Source organism: Aphanizomenon sp. UHCC 0183, assembly GCF_009712065.1.
In the GTDB taxonomy this organism is placed as follows: Bacteria; Cyanobacteriota; Cyanobacteriia; order Cyanobacteriales; family Nostocaceae; genus Dolichospermum; species Dolichospermum heterosporum.
This window is the reverse complement of sequence record NZ_VILC01000098.1, coordinates 1-16,990: the sequence shown is the minus strand read 5'-3', so window position 1 is coordinate 16,990 and position 16,990 is coordinate 1. Positions and strand designations below refer to the sequence as shown.

General features: G+C 40.5%; 13 protein-coding genes. 10 read left to right on the top strand and 3 right to left on the bottom strand.

What is annotated here, in order from left to right:
- The first annotated feature begins 28 nt into the window (after nucleotides 1–28).
- On the top strand, nucleotides 29–1,168 hold the full coding sequence (locus FJR37_RS22305; RefSeq protein WP_168467148.1) for a quinone-dependent dihydroorotate dehydrogenase: 1,140 nt from the start codon (nucleotides 29–31) through the stop codon (nucleotides 1,166–1,168).
- A gap of 224 nt (nucleotides 1,169–1,392) precedes the next feature.
- Here FJR37_RS22305 and FJR37_RS22300 read toward each other — a convergent pair whose 3' ends face one another.
- Nucleotides 1,393–2,118, bottom strand: a complete 726-nt coding sequence (locus FJR37_RS22300) for a hypothetical protein (protein WP_168467147.1) — start codon at nucleotides 2,116–2,118, stop codon at nucleotides 1,393–1,395.
- 334 nt (nucleotides 2,119–2,452) lie between these two features.
- On the opposite strand from FJR37_RS22300, the gene mreD reads away from it, so the two are divergent.
- Together mreD and ribD are read left to right on the top strand one after the other, a co-directional pair.
- Complete coding sequence (gene mreD, locus FJR37_RS22295) at nucleotides 2,453–3,070, top strand: rod shape-determining protein MreD (RefSeq protein ID WP_039202784.1); 618 nt, start codon at nucleotides 2,453–2,455, stop codon at nucleotides 3,068–3,070.
- Nucleotides 3,071–3,075: 5 nt separating this feature from the next.
- Nucleotides 3,076–4,254, top strand: a complete 1,179-nt coding sequence (ribD, locus tag FJR37_RS22290) for a bifunctional diaminohydroxyphosphoribosylaminopyrimidine deaminase/5-amino-6-(5-phosphoribosylamino)uracil reductase RibD (RefSeq protein WP_168467146.1) — start codon at nucleotides 3,076–3,078, stop codon at nucleotides 4,252–4,254.
- A 17-nt stretch (nucleotides 4,255–4,271) separates the two neighbouring features.
- On the opposite strand, the gene FJR37_RS22285 is transcribed toward ribD, so the two are convergent.
- Complete coding sequence (locus tag FJR37_RS22285; RefSeq protein WP_027403567.1) at nucleotides 4,272–4,490, bottom strand: hypothetical protein; 219 nt, start codon at nucleotides 4,488–4,490, stop codon at nucleotides 4,272–4,274.
- Nucleotides 4,491–4,891: 401 nt separating this feature from the next.
- Here FJR37_RS22285 and FJR37_RS22280 point away from each other — a divergent pair, with 401 nt between their 5' ends.
- Nucleotides 4,892–7,036, top strand: a complete 2,145-nt coding sequence (locus FJR37_RS22280) for a DNA phosphorothioation-associated putative methyltransferase (protein ID WP_168467145.1) — start codon at nucleotides 4,892–4,894, stop codon at nucleotides 7,034–7,036.
- An 8-nt stretch (nucleotides 7,037–7,044) separates the two neighbouring features.
- Here FJR37_RS22280 and FJR37_RS22275 read toward each other — a convergent pair whose 3' ends face one another.
- Nucleotides 7,045–7,623, bottom strand: coding sequence for a hypothetical protein (locus FJR37_RS22275; RefSeq protein ID WP_039202789.1), 579 nt, complete (start codon nucleotides 7,621–7,623; stop codon nucleotides 7,045–7,047).
- A 376-nt stretch (nucleotides 7,624–7,999) separates the two neighbouring features.
- Between FJR37_RS22275 and FJR37_RS22270 the strand changes: the two genes are divergently transcribed.
- The 6 genes from FJR37_RS22270 (at nucleotide 8,000) to ccsB (ending at nucleotide 16,298) form a co-directional block, all read left to right on the top strand.
- Nucleotides 8,000–8,569: a pentapeptide repeat-containing protein gene (locus tag FJR37_RS22270; protein WP_039202790.1), complete on the top strand. Its 570-nt coding sequence runs from the start codon at nucleotides 8,000–8,002 to the stop codon at nucleotides 8,567–8,569.
- A 1,001-nt stretch (nucleotides 8,570–9,570) separates the two neighbouring features.
- A complete protein-coding gene (locus tag FJR37_RS22265) occupies nucleotides 9,571–10,323 on the top strand; it encodes a winged helix-turn-helix domain-containing protein (RefSeq protein ID WP_027403571.1) in 753 nt (250 codons plus the stop codon).
- 50 nt (nucleotides 10,324–10,373) lie between these two features.
- Nucleotides 10,374–11,690, top strand: a complete 1,317-nt coding sequence (locus FJR37_RS22260; protein WP_168467144.1) for a cell wall metabolism sensor histidine kinase WalK — start codon at nucleotides 10,374–10,376, stop codon at nucleotides 11,688–11,690.
- Between the two features lie 30 nt (nucleotides 11,691–11,720).
- Nucleotides 11,721–12,389 (top strand): phosphate signaling complex protein PhoU, encoded by a 669-nt coding sequence (phoU, locus tag FJR37_RS22255; protein WP_168467143.1) that lies wholly within the window; start codon nucleotides 11,721–11,723, stop codon nucleotides 12,387–12,389.
- A 216-nt stretch (nucleotides 12,390–12,605) separates the two neighbouring features.
- Nucleotides 12,606–14,288, top strand: a complete 1,683-nt coding sequence (locus FJR37_RS22250; RefSeq protein WP_039202584.1) for an iron uptake porin — start codon at nucleotides 12,606–12,608, stop codon at nucleotides 14,286–14,288.
- 972 nt (nucleotides 14,289–15,260) lie between these two features.
- Nucleotides 15,261–16,298: a c-type cytochrome biogenesis protein CcsB gene (gene ccsB / locus FJR37_RS22245; RefSeq protein ID WP_039202585.1), complete on the top strand. Its 1,038-nt coding sequence runs from the start codon at nucleotides 15,261–15,263 to the stop codon at nucleotides 16,296–16,298.
- The last annotated feature ends 692 nt before the right edge of the window (nucleotides 16,299–16,990 follow it).

Here is a 16,990-nt window from a genome sequence, read left to right as displayed (position 1 = left end):
TTCTACGTTAACTGACTCGTAACATAAATTGGATCTTTATAAATCATTAGTTGGTCATTTCCTATTTACTCTGGTGAAAACCGAACCGGAGTGGTTGCACAAACAAACCATCGGTAGTCTAAATTGGCTGTCGAAAGCCAGTTATTATCCTTATACCAATTGGTTAAACAACCTCCTTCAGCAATATCTATGTCTAAATGATCCACGATTAGAACAAACCATACTAGGAATGAAATTTCCTAATCCTTTGGGTTTGGCGGCTGGATTTGACAAAAACGGCGTTGGCGCTAATATCTGGCATAATTTTGGTTTTGGTTTTGCTGAATTGGGTACTGTTACTTATCACCCCCAACCGGGAAATCCGCCCCCTCGGTTGTTTCGTCTACCTTTAGATCAAGCAGCACTTAATCGGATGGGTTTTAATAATGCTGGTGCTGTCGCTATGGCTGCAAGACTGAAGGAGGGGAAAGAGAACTTGAATTATCCAATACCCATACCTATAGGTATAAATTTGGGTAAATCCAAGATCACACCTTTGGAATTAGCAGCCCAGGATTATCTAGAGAGTTTTCGGTTACTCAAGGATTTGGGTGATTATTTTGTAGTTAATGTTTCCTCTCCCAATACTCCGGGATTGCGATCGCTCCAAGATGCTGCCATGCTCAGTCAAATACTAGATGTGTTAAAACAAGAAAATAATTTACAAAAACCCATATTTGTGAAGATAGCCCCCGATTTAGAATGGGAAGCAATATCTGACATTATTGCTCTGGCTAAAACTTACCAAATCGCTGGTTTAATCGCCACTAACACCACTATTAGCCGGGAAGGACTCAAAACCCAAATCATTGAAAAAACTGGCAAATCCCCCCAAGAAGAAGCGGGAGGAATTAGCGGCAAACCAGTGAGCGATCGCTCCACAGAAGTAATTCGCTTTATTTACCAACAAACCCAGGGAGAAATGCCCATCATTGGCGTAGGGGGCATATTTACCGCCGAGGATGCTTGGGAAAAAATCACAGCCGGCGCTTGTCTTATTCAAACCTATACAGGCTGGATTTATGAAGGACCAATAATGGTACGCCGCATCCTCGCCGGTTTATTAACCAAACTAGAAGAAAACGGCTTAACATCCATCAGTCAAGCGATCGGGATGGGTAATAGGTAATGCGATTTTAGAGGATGTTTTAAAAGTGGTATCCCATAATTTTCATCACATTGTTAAGTAGTGAGACAGAATTAATTGGAATAATGGTGATTCGATAACTTCTGTGTACACCGTAGCCTTTATAAGGGGAGAGTTAGGGAGGGGTAAAACATTTGATCCGGGCAACCATGACTTTTCAAACACCCCCCAAGCTAAAAGCTAAAAAAAATTCTTTTTCCTGTTGCCTATTCCTGAATTGGGAAAAACTCCTTAGACCTACTAGAATAGGACCAAGCAATACCATCAGGATCACGGCTACGACACCACTCAGCAAAATCTGGGTCATTGCGTCGTTTGTAAACCGTACTGGAATAGACATTTAGCCGTTTAGCTAATTCAGATTGAATCAGCGAACCAAAAACCAACTGTTCTTCTAGAGGTTTTCTCACTTCCTCGTGGGTAGGAACAGATAAGGATTCAGATTGCGCTTCTCCCTCTAGGGAAATAGGTGGAGGTGGAGCTAAAAACGAACGGGCAATTTTAGTAACTGGTTGATCGGGAAGTTTTTCTACCAATTCACTACTATCAATAATATCACCAAGAATACTGGCATTAATAAAGTAGTACGATTGATCCTCCTCATTTTCTGAATCTAGTACACTAGCACCAAATTCCTTAGCTTTGCCATCTAAATAGCGTTTTGCCGCCTCTGCCGAAAAATTACCCTTGATTGCCAAGTCTGTGGGTGTAATTTTGCCATGATTTTCCTCAACCAATTCATAAAAGAGTGGGTTAACTTGGTTGCACCACTTTTCCCATCTAGATTGCTGCCAAAGGTTGAAAACCATTAACAGCGCTAAGATTACCAGTAAAACTTTCCAGGTATTGACCAGGAAAACAATCAAAAACGATATCGGCAAAATTAGAACGAGAAAACTTTTGCCTGGGCTTTCTATGGTTTTTTCACTCATACTGATTTTTGCCAAGTGAATTTTTACAAAATAATATCTCTATCTTGGCAAAAATTTGGACATTTGTTTGTATCTTTTGGCAAAATTGTCGCTAATTATTCGGCAAAAGCTACTGATATATAAAAAAGTAACTAATTATATAAGTATATTTTTCCAGCTTTTGAGAAATTAATCTGTAGTCAGATTAGGTTGAGAAAGATTAAAATTAAGCGATGACATAGCGGTATGCACTTGAATAAGATACAGAATTTACCTAAAAAACCATACACCAACGGACTTTCCACTCTGTTCCCTGTTCCCTGCTATATAATAATCAATCACTAATCATAAAAAGATGAAGATACCTGGATTTACAAGTAACAGAGATAAAAAATCAACTTCAACTAGACGAAAATCCTATTTTTTGATTCCCCCATTAGCAGTTTGGCATCCTTGGTGGCATCAATTTATGGATTGGATGGTAATATTTTTAACTGTAATGTTATGCTTAATAATGTTGCCAACTCGTCTTCCTGGGATGGAATTATTAGGCATTGGTCCTAACTGGCTACTCATTTGGGTAGTAGCTTGGAGTGTTAATCGCTCAGTATTTTCGGGTCTGCTATCAGGAATCATTTTGGGACTATTGCAAGATGCAATGACATCGCCAAATCCCACTCATGCTTTGGGTTTGGGAATCGTGGGAATGTTAACAGCCCTAATGCAAAAACAGCGGTTTATTCAAGAAGACTTTATTTCTATTGCTTTAATTGTATTTGTGATGGCTGTGGTGGCAGGCACTATTTTTGCTTTCCAGTTATCTTGGGAAGGAAATCGTCATGCCGCCAGTATTTGGACATATTACCAGCGGGCGACCTTAGCTTCGGCAATTCTTAGTAGTTTGTGGGCGCCTGTGGTTTATTATCCTCTTAATCGCTGGTGGCAGCAGATGAAATTAATTCGTAATTCTTAAGTCAAATGGATAACTTTCCAGGAGTCTCTCCAGCATCTACATCCTTACCTGAAAACCATCAATTTGCACAGCCTGTAGTCCCGGAATTAGTAGGTAATGACTTTGATTCGCAGATGATGCTACGGTGCGTAGAATTAGCTCGCATTGCGTTGGGGCACACTTCACCAAATCCCTTGGTGGGGGCAGTGGTTGTCCAAAATGGGGAGATTGTGGGGGAAGGGTTTCATCCTCGTGCCGGTGAACCACACGCCGAGGTTTTTGCCCTTAGAGCAGCGGGAGAACGGGCGCACTTAAGCACTATTTATGTGAGTCTTGAGCCTTGTAATCACTATGGACGGACTCCTCCCTGTTCAGAAGGATTAATCAATGCTGGTGTGTCTAAGGTGGTGGTAGGGATGGTTGATCCTAATCCCTTAGTAGCAGGTAGCGGGATTGCGCGGTTAAGGGCTGCGGGGATTGAAGTTGTAGTTGGAGTAGAGGAAGCGGCTTGTCGGCGTTTAAATGAAGGTTTTATTCATCGCATTCTCTATCAACGACCTTTAGGTATTTTGAAATATGCTATGACTTTAGATGGTAAGATTGCCACTACTGCTGGTCATAGTGCTTGGGTAACAAATCAAGATGCTCGCACTGAGGTGTATCAATTACGAGGGGCTTGTGATGCGGTGATTGTTGGTGGGAATACAGTGAGAAAAGATAATCCTTACTTGACTAGCCATCAAGTTGCGGCTCATAATCCTCTACGAGTTGTGATGAGTCGTAGTCTGAATTTACCAGAACAGGCTTGCCTATGGGATACTCAGGAAGCTCCAACTTTGGTTGTAACGGAAGTTGGCAGTTCACAAGCTTTTCAAAAAATGCTGCGGTCAAAAGGCGTGGAGGTGGTGGAATTTAGCTCTCTCACTCCAGAAATAGTCATGGGTTATTTATATGAGCGCGGTTTTTGTAGCGTGCTATGGGAATGTGGTGGTATTTTAGCAGCTAGTGCGATCGCTCAAGGCGCTGTCCAAAAAATCATGGCATTTATCGCCCCCAAAATTATTGGTGGAGATCATGCTCCTACACCTGTGGGAGACTTGGGTTTAACTAGTATGACTGAGGCGTTACCGTTGGAGCGGGTAAGTTGGCGGATTGTCGGTAATGATTGCTTAGTAGAAGGTTATTTACCATCGAAACTTAAATAAACAGCACAGCCACTTGACTATGACTGTTGGCGTTCATAAGCTAAATCACGAATCAGACTCAGCCGAGATTGGATGTAATCACACAAGAAATCAATTTCATGAGGATCTAAAAAAGCTTGATTAGTTATTTGTTTAACCAACCACTGCACCAAACTAGCATCATCAAGCTGTAAGAGTGTTACTGTATGGGTGGCTTCAACGATAGACCAAAATTGACGCATGATAGTTGGAGTCATTAGACCTCTATTTAATCATTAGTTCTTTTTAGATTACACAATTATGATATTAACTGACTGCATAAATGTACAACTAGATATAACTATTATTAAAAATTTAATAAATGACCAAATATTTTGCTGAAAATTAAGAAATGTCAAGTTATATAAATTAACTTAATTTAACTTAACTAGGACTACAATTTGTGATGAGTGAAAGTTATTTTTTGTGGTGTTTTACTCTTTTTACTAATTTTGATCAAAATGGTAACAAAGCACTCTAGAACTCTCCAATACATTGATAAACAAGGGTTTGAATGGGGTTTACTTCAGGTTTAAAGTTTATTAACTTCCAATTTCAGATTTTTTGTACTAAAGTGAATGTAACCAGGTTATCTATATTTTTACAAGATGACAAAGTAATGGTTCAACCTGATAACATAAGGAATGCGGTTGAGGAAAACCTCTCAACGTTTCACTCTATTGATCTAAATAGCATAAATCAATATTGCCAAAACAATCCTGTTGGCAAAATGTTACCTGATGCCTTTTACATTCATATTTTAGCTTTACATACTCTTGACCCTTGGCTTCAGGAATATGAAAGCCGCGCCCGTAGTGTCTTACCTAAAGTCCAGTTGGCAACTCTGGTCAAGTTTAGTACAAACAAACCCAAAATTTCCTATCTATTCTATCCTGATTTTGATACTGATCCTCATCCGGCTTTACAAGCTAGTATTCAGGTTGACTTAGAAACTCTAGAAGTTGGTTATCGGGATTACAGCGATTCGGAAAACCCCCCGATTCTGCACCGCAAAGAAACTTTTGTGACTCCAGAATATCCCCTCTATGAAGAGTTTGCCGCTTTAACTCGCGCTCAAGTTGCTTTAGGTTTACTTAATCATCCTAAAGGAATTGGCACTAAGTTGGGTTGGGAACAACGGTTAAAAGTTTTTGGGGTGGAAGTGCAAGGACATTGCTTAATTAAAAGAGAAAGTGGTTCTATACCTACAAATATAGTTCCCAAAATAGACCGTCACAAAGCCGCTATTATTCGCTCTGATTTATCTCGTCCTGTGCGGTTAGCTTTGGAATTGAGCTTATTTAGTCCAGAAACCACCTTTTTTGATTATGGTTGTGGACATGGTGGCGATGTTACCCGTATTGCTGAACAGGGTTATACAAGTTGTGGCTGGGACCCCTATTACTCTACACATACGCCTAGAGTAGCTGCGGACATTGTGAATATTGGTTTTGTGATTAATGTCATTGAACACCAAAGCGAGCGCCGGGAAGCCCTAATCCAAGCTTGGGAACTGACTCAAAAAGTCCTACTGGTAGCCGCCCAAGTGTTGATATCTGATATTAAGCGGGGTGTAATTGCTTATGGGGACGGCATCATCACTAATCGTAACACATTTCAGAAATATTATGAACAAGAAGAATTAAAAATTTACATTGACCAAGTATTAGGCGTTGACGCAATTCCTGTGGCTTTGGGGGTTTATTTTGTGTTTCGAGATGAAGCTGAAGCTGAGTTATTCCGTGCTTCTCGCTTCCGTTCCCGCGCGACTACTCCCAGAATCCGTCTTTGTGTAAAAAGGTTTGAGGAACATCAGGAATTATTAACACCGCTGATGACTTTTCTGACGGAACGGGGAAGAATGCCTATTAAGGGAGAATTACCTCAAGAATCGGCAATTGTTCAGGAATTTGGGAGTTTACGCCGGGCATTTAATATCATTATACAGGCAACTGACTCGGAAGAATGGCAAGCGATCGCTGACAAACGCCGTCAAGATTTAATGGTTTATTTAGCACTGTGTAATTTTAGCCGTCGTCCCAGATTAGGACAATTAGCACCAGCAGTACAAGAGGACATCCTGGGTTTATATAGTAGTTATAAGCAAGCCTGTTTAGATGCTGACCAAATGTTACGCAGTTTGGGAAATACGGAACTAATTATTAAACGTTGTCAAGAAAGCAAAGTCGGGAAAAAATTACCTAATTCCCTTTGGGTTCACATTTCTGCATTACAAGCAGTTGACCCCTTATTACGTCTTTATGAAGGTTGCGCTAGTCGCACTATTGGACGGTTAGAAGCAGCCAATGTGATTAAATTTCATCTAAAAACGCCTAAGATATCTTATTTATTTTATCCTGATTTTGATATTAACCCTCATCCCATTTTATCAAAAGTCATGACAATTGATTTGCGAGATTTGCACGTTACTTATCAAGATTATGATCAAGAAGATGACCCACCAATCTTACACCAAATAGAAGCTTTAGTTACTCCCGATTATCCCCAATATGAGAAATTAGTTAAACTAACTTGTCAAGAAGAAGATAGAGGTCTTTTAGATAATTGGCACAGTATTAGTCATGTTTCTGGTTGGGAAAAATGTCTAAAGGAAAATTGTACTGTTATTAATGGTTATAGGTTAGCTTGGGCTAAAGATGCAGATGCTTATAAGTTGAAAGCACTTAAAGCAGCTTTGAGAACTCGACAAAGAAGGAAGAATGTTGCTCACGCAGAGACGCAGAGGCGCAGAGAGGAGGAATAGAGGGTTATTTATGTTTGTTTTGCTAGTTTGACCCAATCTGTAATTCCTTTTTTTGTGGGGATTCCTGAGTTATTAAATGTCCACATATCTCGTTTATGTTGTTGTCCATAACTAATATGAATTGGTTGGTTGTGACTATAAAAATAGAGGGAATCAAAGGGTAGTTTTGTTTGTAATATCCATTCTACTAATTCTGTGCTGGGTAAGTCTGTAATTAGAAAATCGCAAGCAGCACCTAATCTCTCACAGTAGTATTTACCGTTTTTGTTGATTTCATGGCTAATATGTTGGTCAAGATGCGGAGCTACACGCCCATTTTTTTGCCCTGTAATTGGGTCTTTTTTCTCTAGATACTTTTTTAAGTCTGGAGAACAAAAACCGTAGGTAAGTCGAAATTTTTCTCTACCAAAATAATCTATCACTGGGTCAATGATAAATTTATTTAAATCCTGTAATGCGGGAATTACTTCTGGTAGATTTTGTGGATAGGGGTTGATATTTTGGGCGTATTTATGATAGGTTTGTGTGCAAGTACAAAATTCTTCTAAGGTTAGATATTTTCCTAGTTTTAAATTATGACTATTCATAAATACTGGATGGCTATGAGACTGGTGATTTCATTGTAAGTAATTGGACAAAAATATTTACAGTAATTGCGAGGGAAGGGAAGCAATCACAACCCTTGCGATTGCTTCATTTCACTTCGTTCCATGTGGCTAACGCCACGCAACGCTTACGCAATGACATTGTGTAATTAATTCTGTCTCACTACTTACAGCGATTTCCAATCTTATGAGGTACATCTTAGCCCCCTCATCGCTTGCGGGGAGGGGGTTGGGGGTGGGGTTCTTGTTCCAGGTTTGATGACAATTTGCTGTAGCATTTGCTAAACTTCCGTTTTATTAATTGCTGAGGTTTTTAGCCTATTTTCTTATAATTGGACTTACCAAGTTCTAAAAAACTATGAATGTTCAAGAACTTTTAGATAGATATGCCACAGGAGAAAGAAGCTTTAACTGTATTGCTTTACCAGGAGCAAATCTACAAGGAGTCAATTTGGGTGGTGTAGACTTCGGTGGAGCGGATTTGAGAGGAGCAAATCTAACAGAAGCTTCTTTAAGTGGTGCTAATTTGAGTAAGGCAAATCTCAAAGGAGCAACATTAGCAAGAGCGCATTTATCCGAAATTATTCTCTGTGGTGCTGATTTGACTCAAGCTACATTAAAAACTGCTCATTTAAATGAATCAGACCTTAGCGGTGCATTATTGAGTGGTGCTAATTTATGTGATGCTAATTTACACATGGCATCAATTTCCGCCGCAAATTTGCAGGGTGCAAACCTCAGTGGCGCAAAAATGGGAGGTGTGAGAATGTGGAAAGCAGACTTACAAGGTGCAGATTTGAGTGGTGCAGATTTAAGCGAGGCTAATTTGTGCGAAGTGAATTTAACAGGCGCTAATTTAGATGATACAGATATGAGTGAAACTTTCTTAACTGGGGCAATTATGCCTGATGGTAGCATTCATAGTTGATTTTTAGGCGTTGCTGATTTTAGGGATGAAAATAATTTTGCATACGTTCAAGACTCTTGTAGAGACGTTCCATGGAACGTCTCTACCTCCAAAAATCATACGCCAATTCAGCAACGCCGATTTTTACATCGTAGGTTGGATTGACGCAAGGAAACCCAAGCAAATCAGGCGTTGCTGATTAAGGGTATGAATTTTAGTCTCACGTAAAGGCGCAAAGACGCAAAGGTAAGAGTTTTAAAGGTTCAATTTGGGAATTTCATACCTCAATTCAGCAACGCCGCAAATCAATAATTCTGTTGGGTTAAGAGTCGCTCAACCGAAAACGACGCAATTTCCTTCATTCATATGATGGTAAGGAATGTGAATTAAATAAGGTGCAAAAGTAGGGTGTGTTAGCGACAGCGTAACGCACCATTCCAGGTTACATCAGAATTGCAGGTTATTAAATTTGCGTTCCTAAGTTAGTGAGCGTGCGTAAGTCCTAGAAATTGACACTCTCCGGTCTAAAGACGCGGAGATTCTATAGAGAGTTTCAGTCTATATCCCTCAGTTATCCCAGTTTCAGGCACTGCCTTAAATATTTGGGTTCTTGCCCTGATTTCGTTGGCCCTGGCGGGCGAAATCATATCTGACAAGCGTAACTTTCCGAGAGTCCCTCGGTAGCTTTTTATGTCTTTAGTGACAATATAGTTGTATCACGAATATGGATTAAAATCAATGCAGGATTTATCCTGCCTCTAGTACAAAACGGCGTAAATAAACCAACCATTCTAAATCCTCCAAAAGCCTATACTGTCTTCATTTTGACTTTTGACTTTTGACTTTTGACTTCCGCCTTGCGGTAATCCCTTGTCTAAAGCCCAAATGTGGCTTCCTGAGTCACCCACATTTTCAAGGGTTTTCGGCGTTCTTCCTTATAAAAATAAAAATAAAAATAAAAATAAATATATGATTGCTATGATTTATAATATACTAGGCTTTGTTATACACTGAAAAAATTAATGTATACCAGTGAATTAGCTAAATATTCCGCCAGGGCAGATATTGGCCAAACAAGCCGTATTCTCGTAGTCGAAGACGAAGAACTAATTCGGGAAATGTTAGTTGTAGCCTTGGAAGGGGAAGGTTATGATGTAATTGTTGCTAGTGACGGCAGAACAGCGATAGAATATCTGAAAAATTGTGAAGATAATTCTGAAAAACTGCCTTTAGATTTGGTGCTGTTAGATTTGATGTTGCCGCAAATTAATGGTCTAGATATTTGCCGTTTTTTGCGTCACCAGGGCAACTCAGTGCCAATTTTGATGTTGAGTGCTAAAGGTAGTGAAACTGACCGAGTGCTGGGCTTGGAGGTGGGTGCTGATGACTATTTGACAAAACCGTTTAGTATGCGAGAATTGGTGGCGCGGTGTCGGGCGTTACTTCGTCGTCAACGTTTAAGTACATTGCCACAAGTTCCGGTTCTCAAGCACAAAGATATAACTTTAAATGCTCAAGAGTGCCGGGTAACGGTACGTGGAGAAGAGGCGAATTTGTCTCCGAAGGAGTTCCGGCTGTTAGAATTATTTATGAGTTATACTCGACGAGTATGGTCACGGGAGCAGTTGTTGGATCAGATATGGGGTCCAGATTTTGTGGGGGATAGCAAAACTGTGGATGTTCATATTCGCTGGTTACGGGAAAAGCTGGAGGAAGATCCTAGTCATCCAGAACATATTGTGACTGTGAGGGGTTTTGGTTACAGATTTGGGTGATTTGTGAAGATAGTTGTTAGTTTTGAATCATACACCAACTAACGACTTCCATGTTCTTTCTGGGATTTTTTCTGGGTTTAGTTGTCGGCCTTGGTTTTTGGGTTTGGCAACAGGTTCACCTGAACTGGTATTTAGAGCGATTGTTGCAACCGTTAAATTCTCGTTCCCATGAAACCAATAACATTAAGTTGCTGCTAAGACCTCGCTTACGGCAGGATATGTCTATGGTGAATAAACAACGGCAGGATTTGCAGCAATCATTGTCTATGTATCAGGAATTGCTAAATTTTGCACCTGTGGGATATTTGCAGGTAGATGAGGAAAATCAACTGCTATGGTGCAATCAGCAAGCGCGAGAAATTTTATATCTTCAAAGGTGGCAGCCAGGACAGGTGCGTTTATTGTTAGAATTGGTGCGGTCTTATGAATTAGATCAGTTAATTGAACAAACTCGTGATTGGCAAAAGCCACAGGTGCAGGAATGGGTTTTTCATCCTGCTTGTGAAAATGCTAGGGAGATGACAGCGGTAAAATCTATGTTTTTGCGGGCTTCTAGTTTGCCTCTGCTAACGGGACAAGTGGGGGTATTTTTGGAAAATTGCCAATCTGTGCTAGATATGAAGCAAGAACGCGATCGCTCTTTTTCTGATTTAGCCCATGAACTGAGAACACCCCTCACGGCAATTCGTCTGGTAGTGGAAACTCTGCAAACCCGTCTAGAAACACCTTTAGACCGTTGGGTTAATAGGTTAATGCAAGAAGTTGACCGACTGATTAATTTGGTGCAAAGTTGGTTGGAACTGACGCAAATGGAAAATAATCCTACCATGCAGTTAAATTTAGAAATGGTGGAAGTGCGATCGCTCATTATCTCAGCATGGGAAACTCTAGAACCCATCGCCCAACGTCAGTCTTTGAGTATTAACTATACTGGATTGGAAAACATCTACATTCAAGCAGATAAATCCCAACTTTATCGAGTATTTGTCAACTTGCTAGATAATAGCATTAAATATAGTCCTGCCCAAACCACTATTGACATTGAAACTAACATAATTTCTACTGATAACAGTCAAATGTTAGAAATCAACATTATTGACTCTGGTATTGGCTTTGCTGTTGCCGATTTACCTCATGTATTTGAACGCTTTTATCGCGGAGACAAAGCTCGATATCGTTCACCAGTTGAAGTCAATTCAACAACGGGAATTGCTGGTACTGGATTAGGTTTAGCAATTGTCCAGCAAATAATTATTGCCCATAATGGTGCAATTAAAGCCATGAACCATCCAGAAACAGGTGGGGCATGGCTTCAACTTCAATTCTCTCAGATCATGACAAATACACCTAGCCAAGACTATAGTTAATAAAATATATACACTTTTTATATAACCAGCGTGAAAACCGTATTTGATCCACAAAATCATGAAATACCGCAGATAGAACGCTCCATTAGGCGTTTAGAACGGGATTTATTACGCATGGGTGCTTTAGTAGAACAATCATTTCGTCTTAGTCATCAAGCCTTATTTGCTGGTGACTTAATAGCAGCGGAACAAATACCCAAACTAGATAAAAAAATTGATCGCTTTTATCGGCAAATAGAATCTGACTGCACAACTATTATCATTCGTCAAGCACCTACAGAAAAAGATTTACGATGTTTGAGTGCTTTTATGCAGTTAGTTCGTGACCTAGAAAGGATTGGGGATTATGCCAAAGATCTAGCAAAAATTGCCATTAAACTCTTTCCTTATCCTCAACATAGTTCCTTGCCAGAAATTGCCATTATGTCTCAGCACGCCCAAGCGATGTTAGCAACTTGTTTGGTCGCCCTAGCAGATTTGGATGAAACCAGCGGACAAAGAATGAAGCAGCTAGATGATGCTGTAGATAATGCTTATGAGCATCTTTATCAAACCTTTGCCCAACTAGAAAATTTTCCCGGAGTTATTGAACCAATTTTGCTGTTAACCTTAGCAATTCGTTGTTTAGAACGCATGGCAGATCACGCAACTAATATTGCCCAACGAGTTACATATATTGTCACAGGTCAGCGATCGTAAATTTGATATTGATCTTTATCAATACGTACCATAAACAGAGTATAATCTCAAATTTACCAGATCATAAATAAATTATAACTTTGTATAAAAATTTTGATATTTAGTTGTTTTAATTGTCATTAATGATGTAGAATCACCATAGAACATTTATGTATAAGTTCCCTTGGGACTTTACCATAAACTGGATTCATTTAGGTGTGTGAGAGACTAAAATTTATGAAAAAAGCTTTTTGGAATATCCTCAAAGTTAGCCCTGCTATCGCTTTGAGCCTACTAACTGGTAACAGTGCCTTTGCTGGTCAAGTTAACGAACAAGTAACAAGTGTTGCTCAGTTATCCCAAGAGTCCAACAGTTTGGGTCAAGTAACATCCGTTTCTCAGTTTTCCGACGTACAACCTACTGATTGGGCGTTTCAAGCTTTACAATCTTTATTTGAACGTTATAGCTGTGGAGTTAGTGGTTATCCTAACGGTACTTTCCGTGGTAATCGCGCCTTGAGTCGTTATGAATTTGCGGCTGGTTTAAATTCCTGCTTAGACCGCGTTAATGAACTCATTGCTACTGCAACTGCTGACATGGTAAGCAAGCAAGATTTAGCTACCTTACAGCGCTTGCAAGAAGAATATTCCACCGAATTAGCAACTATTCGCGGTCAAGTAGATGCTTTAGAAGCTCGGACTGGCGAACTGGAAGCCAATCAGTTTTCCACCACCACCAAACTATCTGGTGAAGCAATTTTTAGCGTATCCCAAGCTTTTGGGGATAAAGTGGCACTTCCATCTTCTGCTCCTGGTACAACAACTGGTACACCAACAGCATCAACACGAGACGTAGATTCCAAAGCTACTTTCTCTGACCGGGTGCGGTTGACCTTGAACAGCAGTTTCACAGGAACAGACCAATTACAGACTCGGTTAAATGCGGGTAATATTTTAGCTAACAACACAAATGCTGCCGCTACCGCCACTACACCTGCAACATTTGGTACTGGTACTAATATGACCCGTTTGGGTTATGACGGTGGTACTAATAACAGTGTAGCAATTGACAAACTCAACTACGCTTTCAACTTGAGCGACAAAATTCGTGTCAAGATTGATGCTACTGGTGCTGAGTTGAATGAGAACGTCAATGTTTTCAACCCCGACTTTAGAAGCAGTGGTTCAGGTTCTTTATCTCGTTACGGACGTTTTAGCCCCATTTATCGTCAAGCTAATGACGGTGCAGGTATCACTGTTAACGTTACTCCTAACGATAAGATTGCATTAAGCGCGGCTTATTTTGCAACAGGTAGAGATAATGCAGCTAACCCTGCACCTGGAACTGGACTATTCGATGGTAATAACACCATGTTTGGTCAGTTGGCTTTCAAACCTAACAAAGCCATCAATATTGGTCTAACTTACGCCCATTCTTATCAATCTGGTACTCCTAGCCTATTCTTAGGAACAGGTAGTGCGAGAGCTAATAATCTTGGTCTTGGTGCTACTAAGATTGAATCAAGCAACTACGGTGTGCAAGCTACCCTTCAACCTGCTAAGAACATCACAATCGGCGGTTGGGGTGGTTATACCGCTGCCAGCACTTTAACAGGTGTTAGTAACAGTGGAGAAATCTGGTACTGGGCTGGTACTTTGGGTATCAAGGACTTCGGCAAAGAAGGTAATACCTTGGGTTTCATCTTCGGTCAATCACCTAAATTGACTGGTGGTAAGGTTGGTACTACAAATATTACCAGAGATGCAAACACTTCTTATCACATCGAAGGTCTGTACAAGGTGAAGCTTTCTGACAACATTCTCGTCACTCCTGGTGTGTTGGTAATCTTGAATCCTGAGCATAACGATAAGAACAGCGCTGAATATGTTGGTACTTTACGGACTACCTTCACTTTCTAGAATTAAGTTAGGTTAGCCCTCCCTAACTCTCCTCTTGTGAAGGGGAGGGAACCAGATTTTTCTTGTTTCCCCCCTTCTAAAGCCTTCTAAAGGGGAAAGGAAGGTAAAAATGTGGTGAAAATTACGGGATACCACCTTTCAAACAACCTCTTGATATTACAGCGATTTCCAATCATATAAGGTACATCTTAGCCCCCTCATCGCTTGCGGGGAGGGGGTTGGGGGTGGGGTTCTTGTTCCGGGTTTGATGACAATTTGCTGTAAAACTGTGTCTGTCACTAAAAAAGCAGCCGGGTATTATAAAGTAGATGCCGAAAACCCTTGAAGATGCGTTCTCCTAAGTCGAACGCATCTGGGCTTAAGACAAGGGATGAAAGCTAGTTGCTTTGCTTTATCCTGCATTGACGTTAATTTGAAAATTTGAGCGTATTCATCTCCCTATCGGGTAAGTGAGAGGCTTCTACTGTTTAAGCTAAAACTCTCTATAGAATCTCCGCGTTTTTAGACCGGAGACTGTCAAAGATATTCTAATTTATGGTAAATCGGTTATAAAATAAAACTATATTCTCAAGACTACCGCATCTCGTTCCTAGTCTCTGACTAGGAATGCAGTTGATGAGGCTCTGCCTCTAATATCATTGAAGGCAGAGCCTTCTAGAATTCATTCCCAGTCAGAGACTGGGAACGAGATAATGAATTTCAGGGCTAATAGCCAAAGTTTACTAAAGTAAACTGGGGATTTTTAGTCATCAACAGACAACTTTTGCTATTAGACTGGGAATTCATTCCCAGGCGGGCTATGGGTTTTACGTTAAGTTGACTGCTTTACTCCTACGTACCTGGGTTTTTAACTAAATATCTGGGCGCTATGAACTATGAAGGTTAATCTTGCCAATTACTAATACCCAAAACCAGTTAGGATCAAGGAAATCGGAATTTATATTTTCAAGCATCCACTGGAGAGAAGTGTTTATGGATCTGGTTGTACTCCAGAACTGGCTAGATAATGCCTCATTTGCTGTCTTATTCTGTACGATGTTGGTGTATTGGGTGGGGGCAGCCTTTCCGAGTTTATCGGTGACAGCGGCTTTGGGGACGGCTGGAATGGCGATCGCTAATTTGTGTATGGCGACTCTATTAGCAGCAAGATGGATCGAAGCGGGTTATTTTCCCCTGAGTAATCTCTACGAATCTTTATTTTTCCTGACTTGGGGAATTACCGCTGTCCATTTAATTGCCGAAAATAGCAGTCGTAGCCGTTTAGTGGGGGTTGTAACTGCACCTGTAGCCATGGGAATTGCTGCTTTTGCGACTCTGACTTTACCATCAAATATGCAGGTGTCAGAGCCTTTAGTCCCAGCTTTAAAATCTAATTGGCTGATGATGCACGTTAGTGTAATGATGTTGAGTTATTCAGCTTTGATGGTAGGTGCATTGTTAGCGATCGCTTTTTTAATTGTTACTCGCGGTCAAAATATCCAATTACAAGGTAGTTCCGTTGGTAATGGCGGTTATCGAAGTAATGGTTATAAATTACTAAAAGCTGGTGAGTTAGTTACATCTACACCCGCTGCGGAAACTAATAGTTTTTCCCTTGCAGAAAGTAACAACAACGGAAATGGGACTGCGGTTTTAGATTTAATCACAAGTACCCCCATTCAAACTGCTGAAATCCTTTCACCTCAACGTCTTAATCTAGCTGAAACCCTTGATAATATCAGCTATCGCATTATTGGTTTAGGCTTTCCTCTCCTCACAATTGGGATTATTGCTGGTGGGGTTTGGGCTAATGAAGCCTGGGGTTCTTACTGGAGTTGGGACCCGAAGGAAACTTGGGCGTTAATTACCTGGTTAGTTTTCGCGGCTTATCTGCATTCTAGAATAACTCGCGGTTGGCAAGGTCGAAAACCGGCAATTTTAGCCGCTGCTGGGTTTGTTGTAGTTTGGATTTGTTATCTCGGTGTGAATCTTTTAGGTAAGGGTTTACATTCTTATGGTTGGTTTTTGTAAATTCATCTTTAGAGACTTCCAAATAGAAAAATGTCCCAAAACTGATGCAAAAATTCTCTCTCTGTGTACTCTGTGCCTCTGTGGTTCGTTTCTTGGGATAATTTATTTCTTGGAAGTCTCTTAACTATTACGCCGTAAGTCCCCCACTGAATTTGGTACTCCAAATCAGTGGCGGGATATAACCCACATTCCGCACCCTAAACTGTCACACAACGAAAAATGGTCGTTTGGAGATTTGTGACTGGCGAACTGCTTGCAGCAGCGCTTCGCTATCGCTATCTGAAATTTCCAGATTTTTGTATAAAAATTATCCTTTAAGGTATTCAAAAATCCGAAATTACCGATTGTGACACCAGGGGGTGCGGAAGGTGGGATATAAGGCGGGAAAAACCGAAATCGTTCTCAATCAATCCGAGGCATAGCCTAGTGTGTTAATTCTGTGAATCCTTTACCCGCAGAGCCTCAAAAAGCAACCTAATTTAGAGCAGGACACAATATCAAAACCAGACAGCGGGAATTGACGGGAAAACCGCGCTCACATTTGAGCAAAGGTTTGAACTGAACGAAAAACTCAGAACCGAATGTAACGACTGGAAACACCAGGGATTACGTGAAATACCCATCCCTTTTAGTAACTAAAACAAAACCCCCCTCTAAAAGAATAGAGAAGGGTTTTTTAGTTGAAAAAATAG

Excerpts from the sequence above, each read along its gene's own strand:
- FJR37_RS22300 (WP_168467147.1), bottom strand. The coding sequence starts at position 2,118 with ATGAGTGAAAAAACCATAGAAAGCCCAGGCAAAAGTTTTCTCGTTCTA.
- mreD (WP_039202784.1), top strand. The coding sequence starts at position 2,453 with ATGAAGATACCTGGATTTACAAGTAACAGAGATAAAAAATCAACTTCA.
- ribD (WP_168467146.1), top strand. The coding sequence starts at position 3,076 with ATGGATAACTTTCCAGGAGTCTCTCCAGCATCTACATCCTTACCTGAA.
- FJR37_RS22285 (WP_027403567.1), bottom strand. The coding sequence starts at position 4,490 with ATGACTCCAACTATCATGCGTCAATTTTGGTCTATCGTTGAAGCCACC.
- FJR37_RS22280 (WP_168467145.1), top strand. The coding sequence starts at position 4,892 with ATGGTTCAACCTGATAACATAAGGAATGCGGTTGAGGAAAACCTCTCA.
- FJR37_RS22275 (WP_039202789.1), bottom strand. The coding sequence starts at position 7,623 with ATGAATAGTCATAATTTAAAACTAGGAAAATATCTAACCTTAGAAGAA.
- FJR37_RS22270 (WP_039202790.1), top strand. The coding sequence starts at position 8,000 with ATGAATGTTCAAGAACTTTTAGATAGATATGCCACAGGAGAAAGAAGC.
- FJR37_RS22265 (WP_027403571.1), top strand. The coding sequence starts at position 9,571 with ATGTATACCAGTGAATTAGCTAAATATTCCGCCAGGGCAGATATTGGC.
- FJR37_RS22260 (WP_168467144.1), top strand. The coding sequence starts at position 10,374 with ATGTTCTTTCTGGGATTTTTTCTGGGTTTAGTTGTCGGCCTTGGTTTT.
- FJR37_RS22250 (WP_039202584.1), top strand. The coding sequence starts at position 12,606 with ATGAAAAAAGCTTTTTGGAATATCCTCAAAGTTAGCCCTGCTATCGCT.
- ccsB (WP_039202585.1), top strand. The coding sequence starts at position 15,261 with ATGGATCTGGTTGTACTCCAGAACTGGCTAGATAATGCCTCATTTGCT.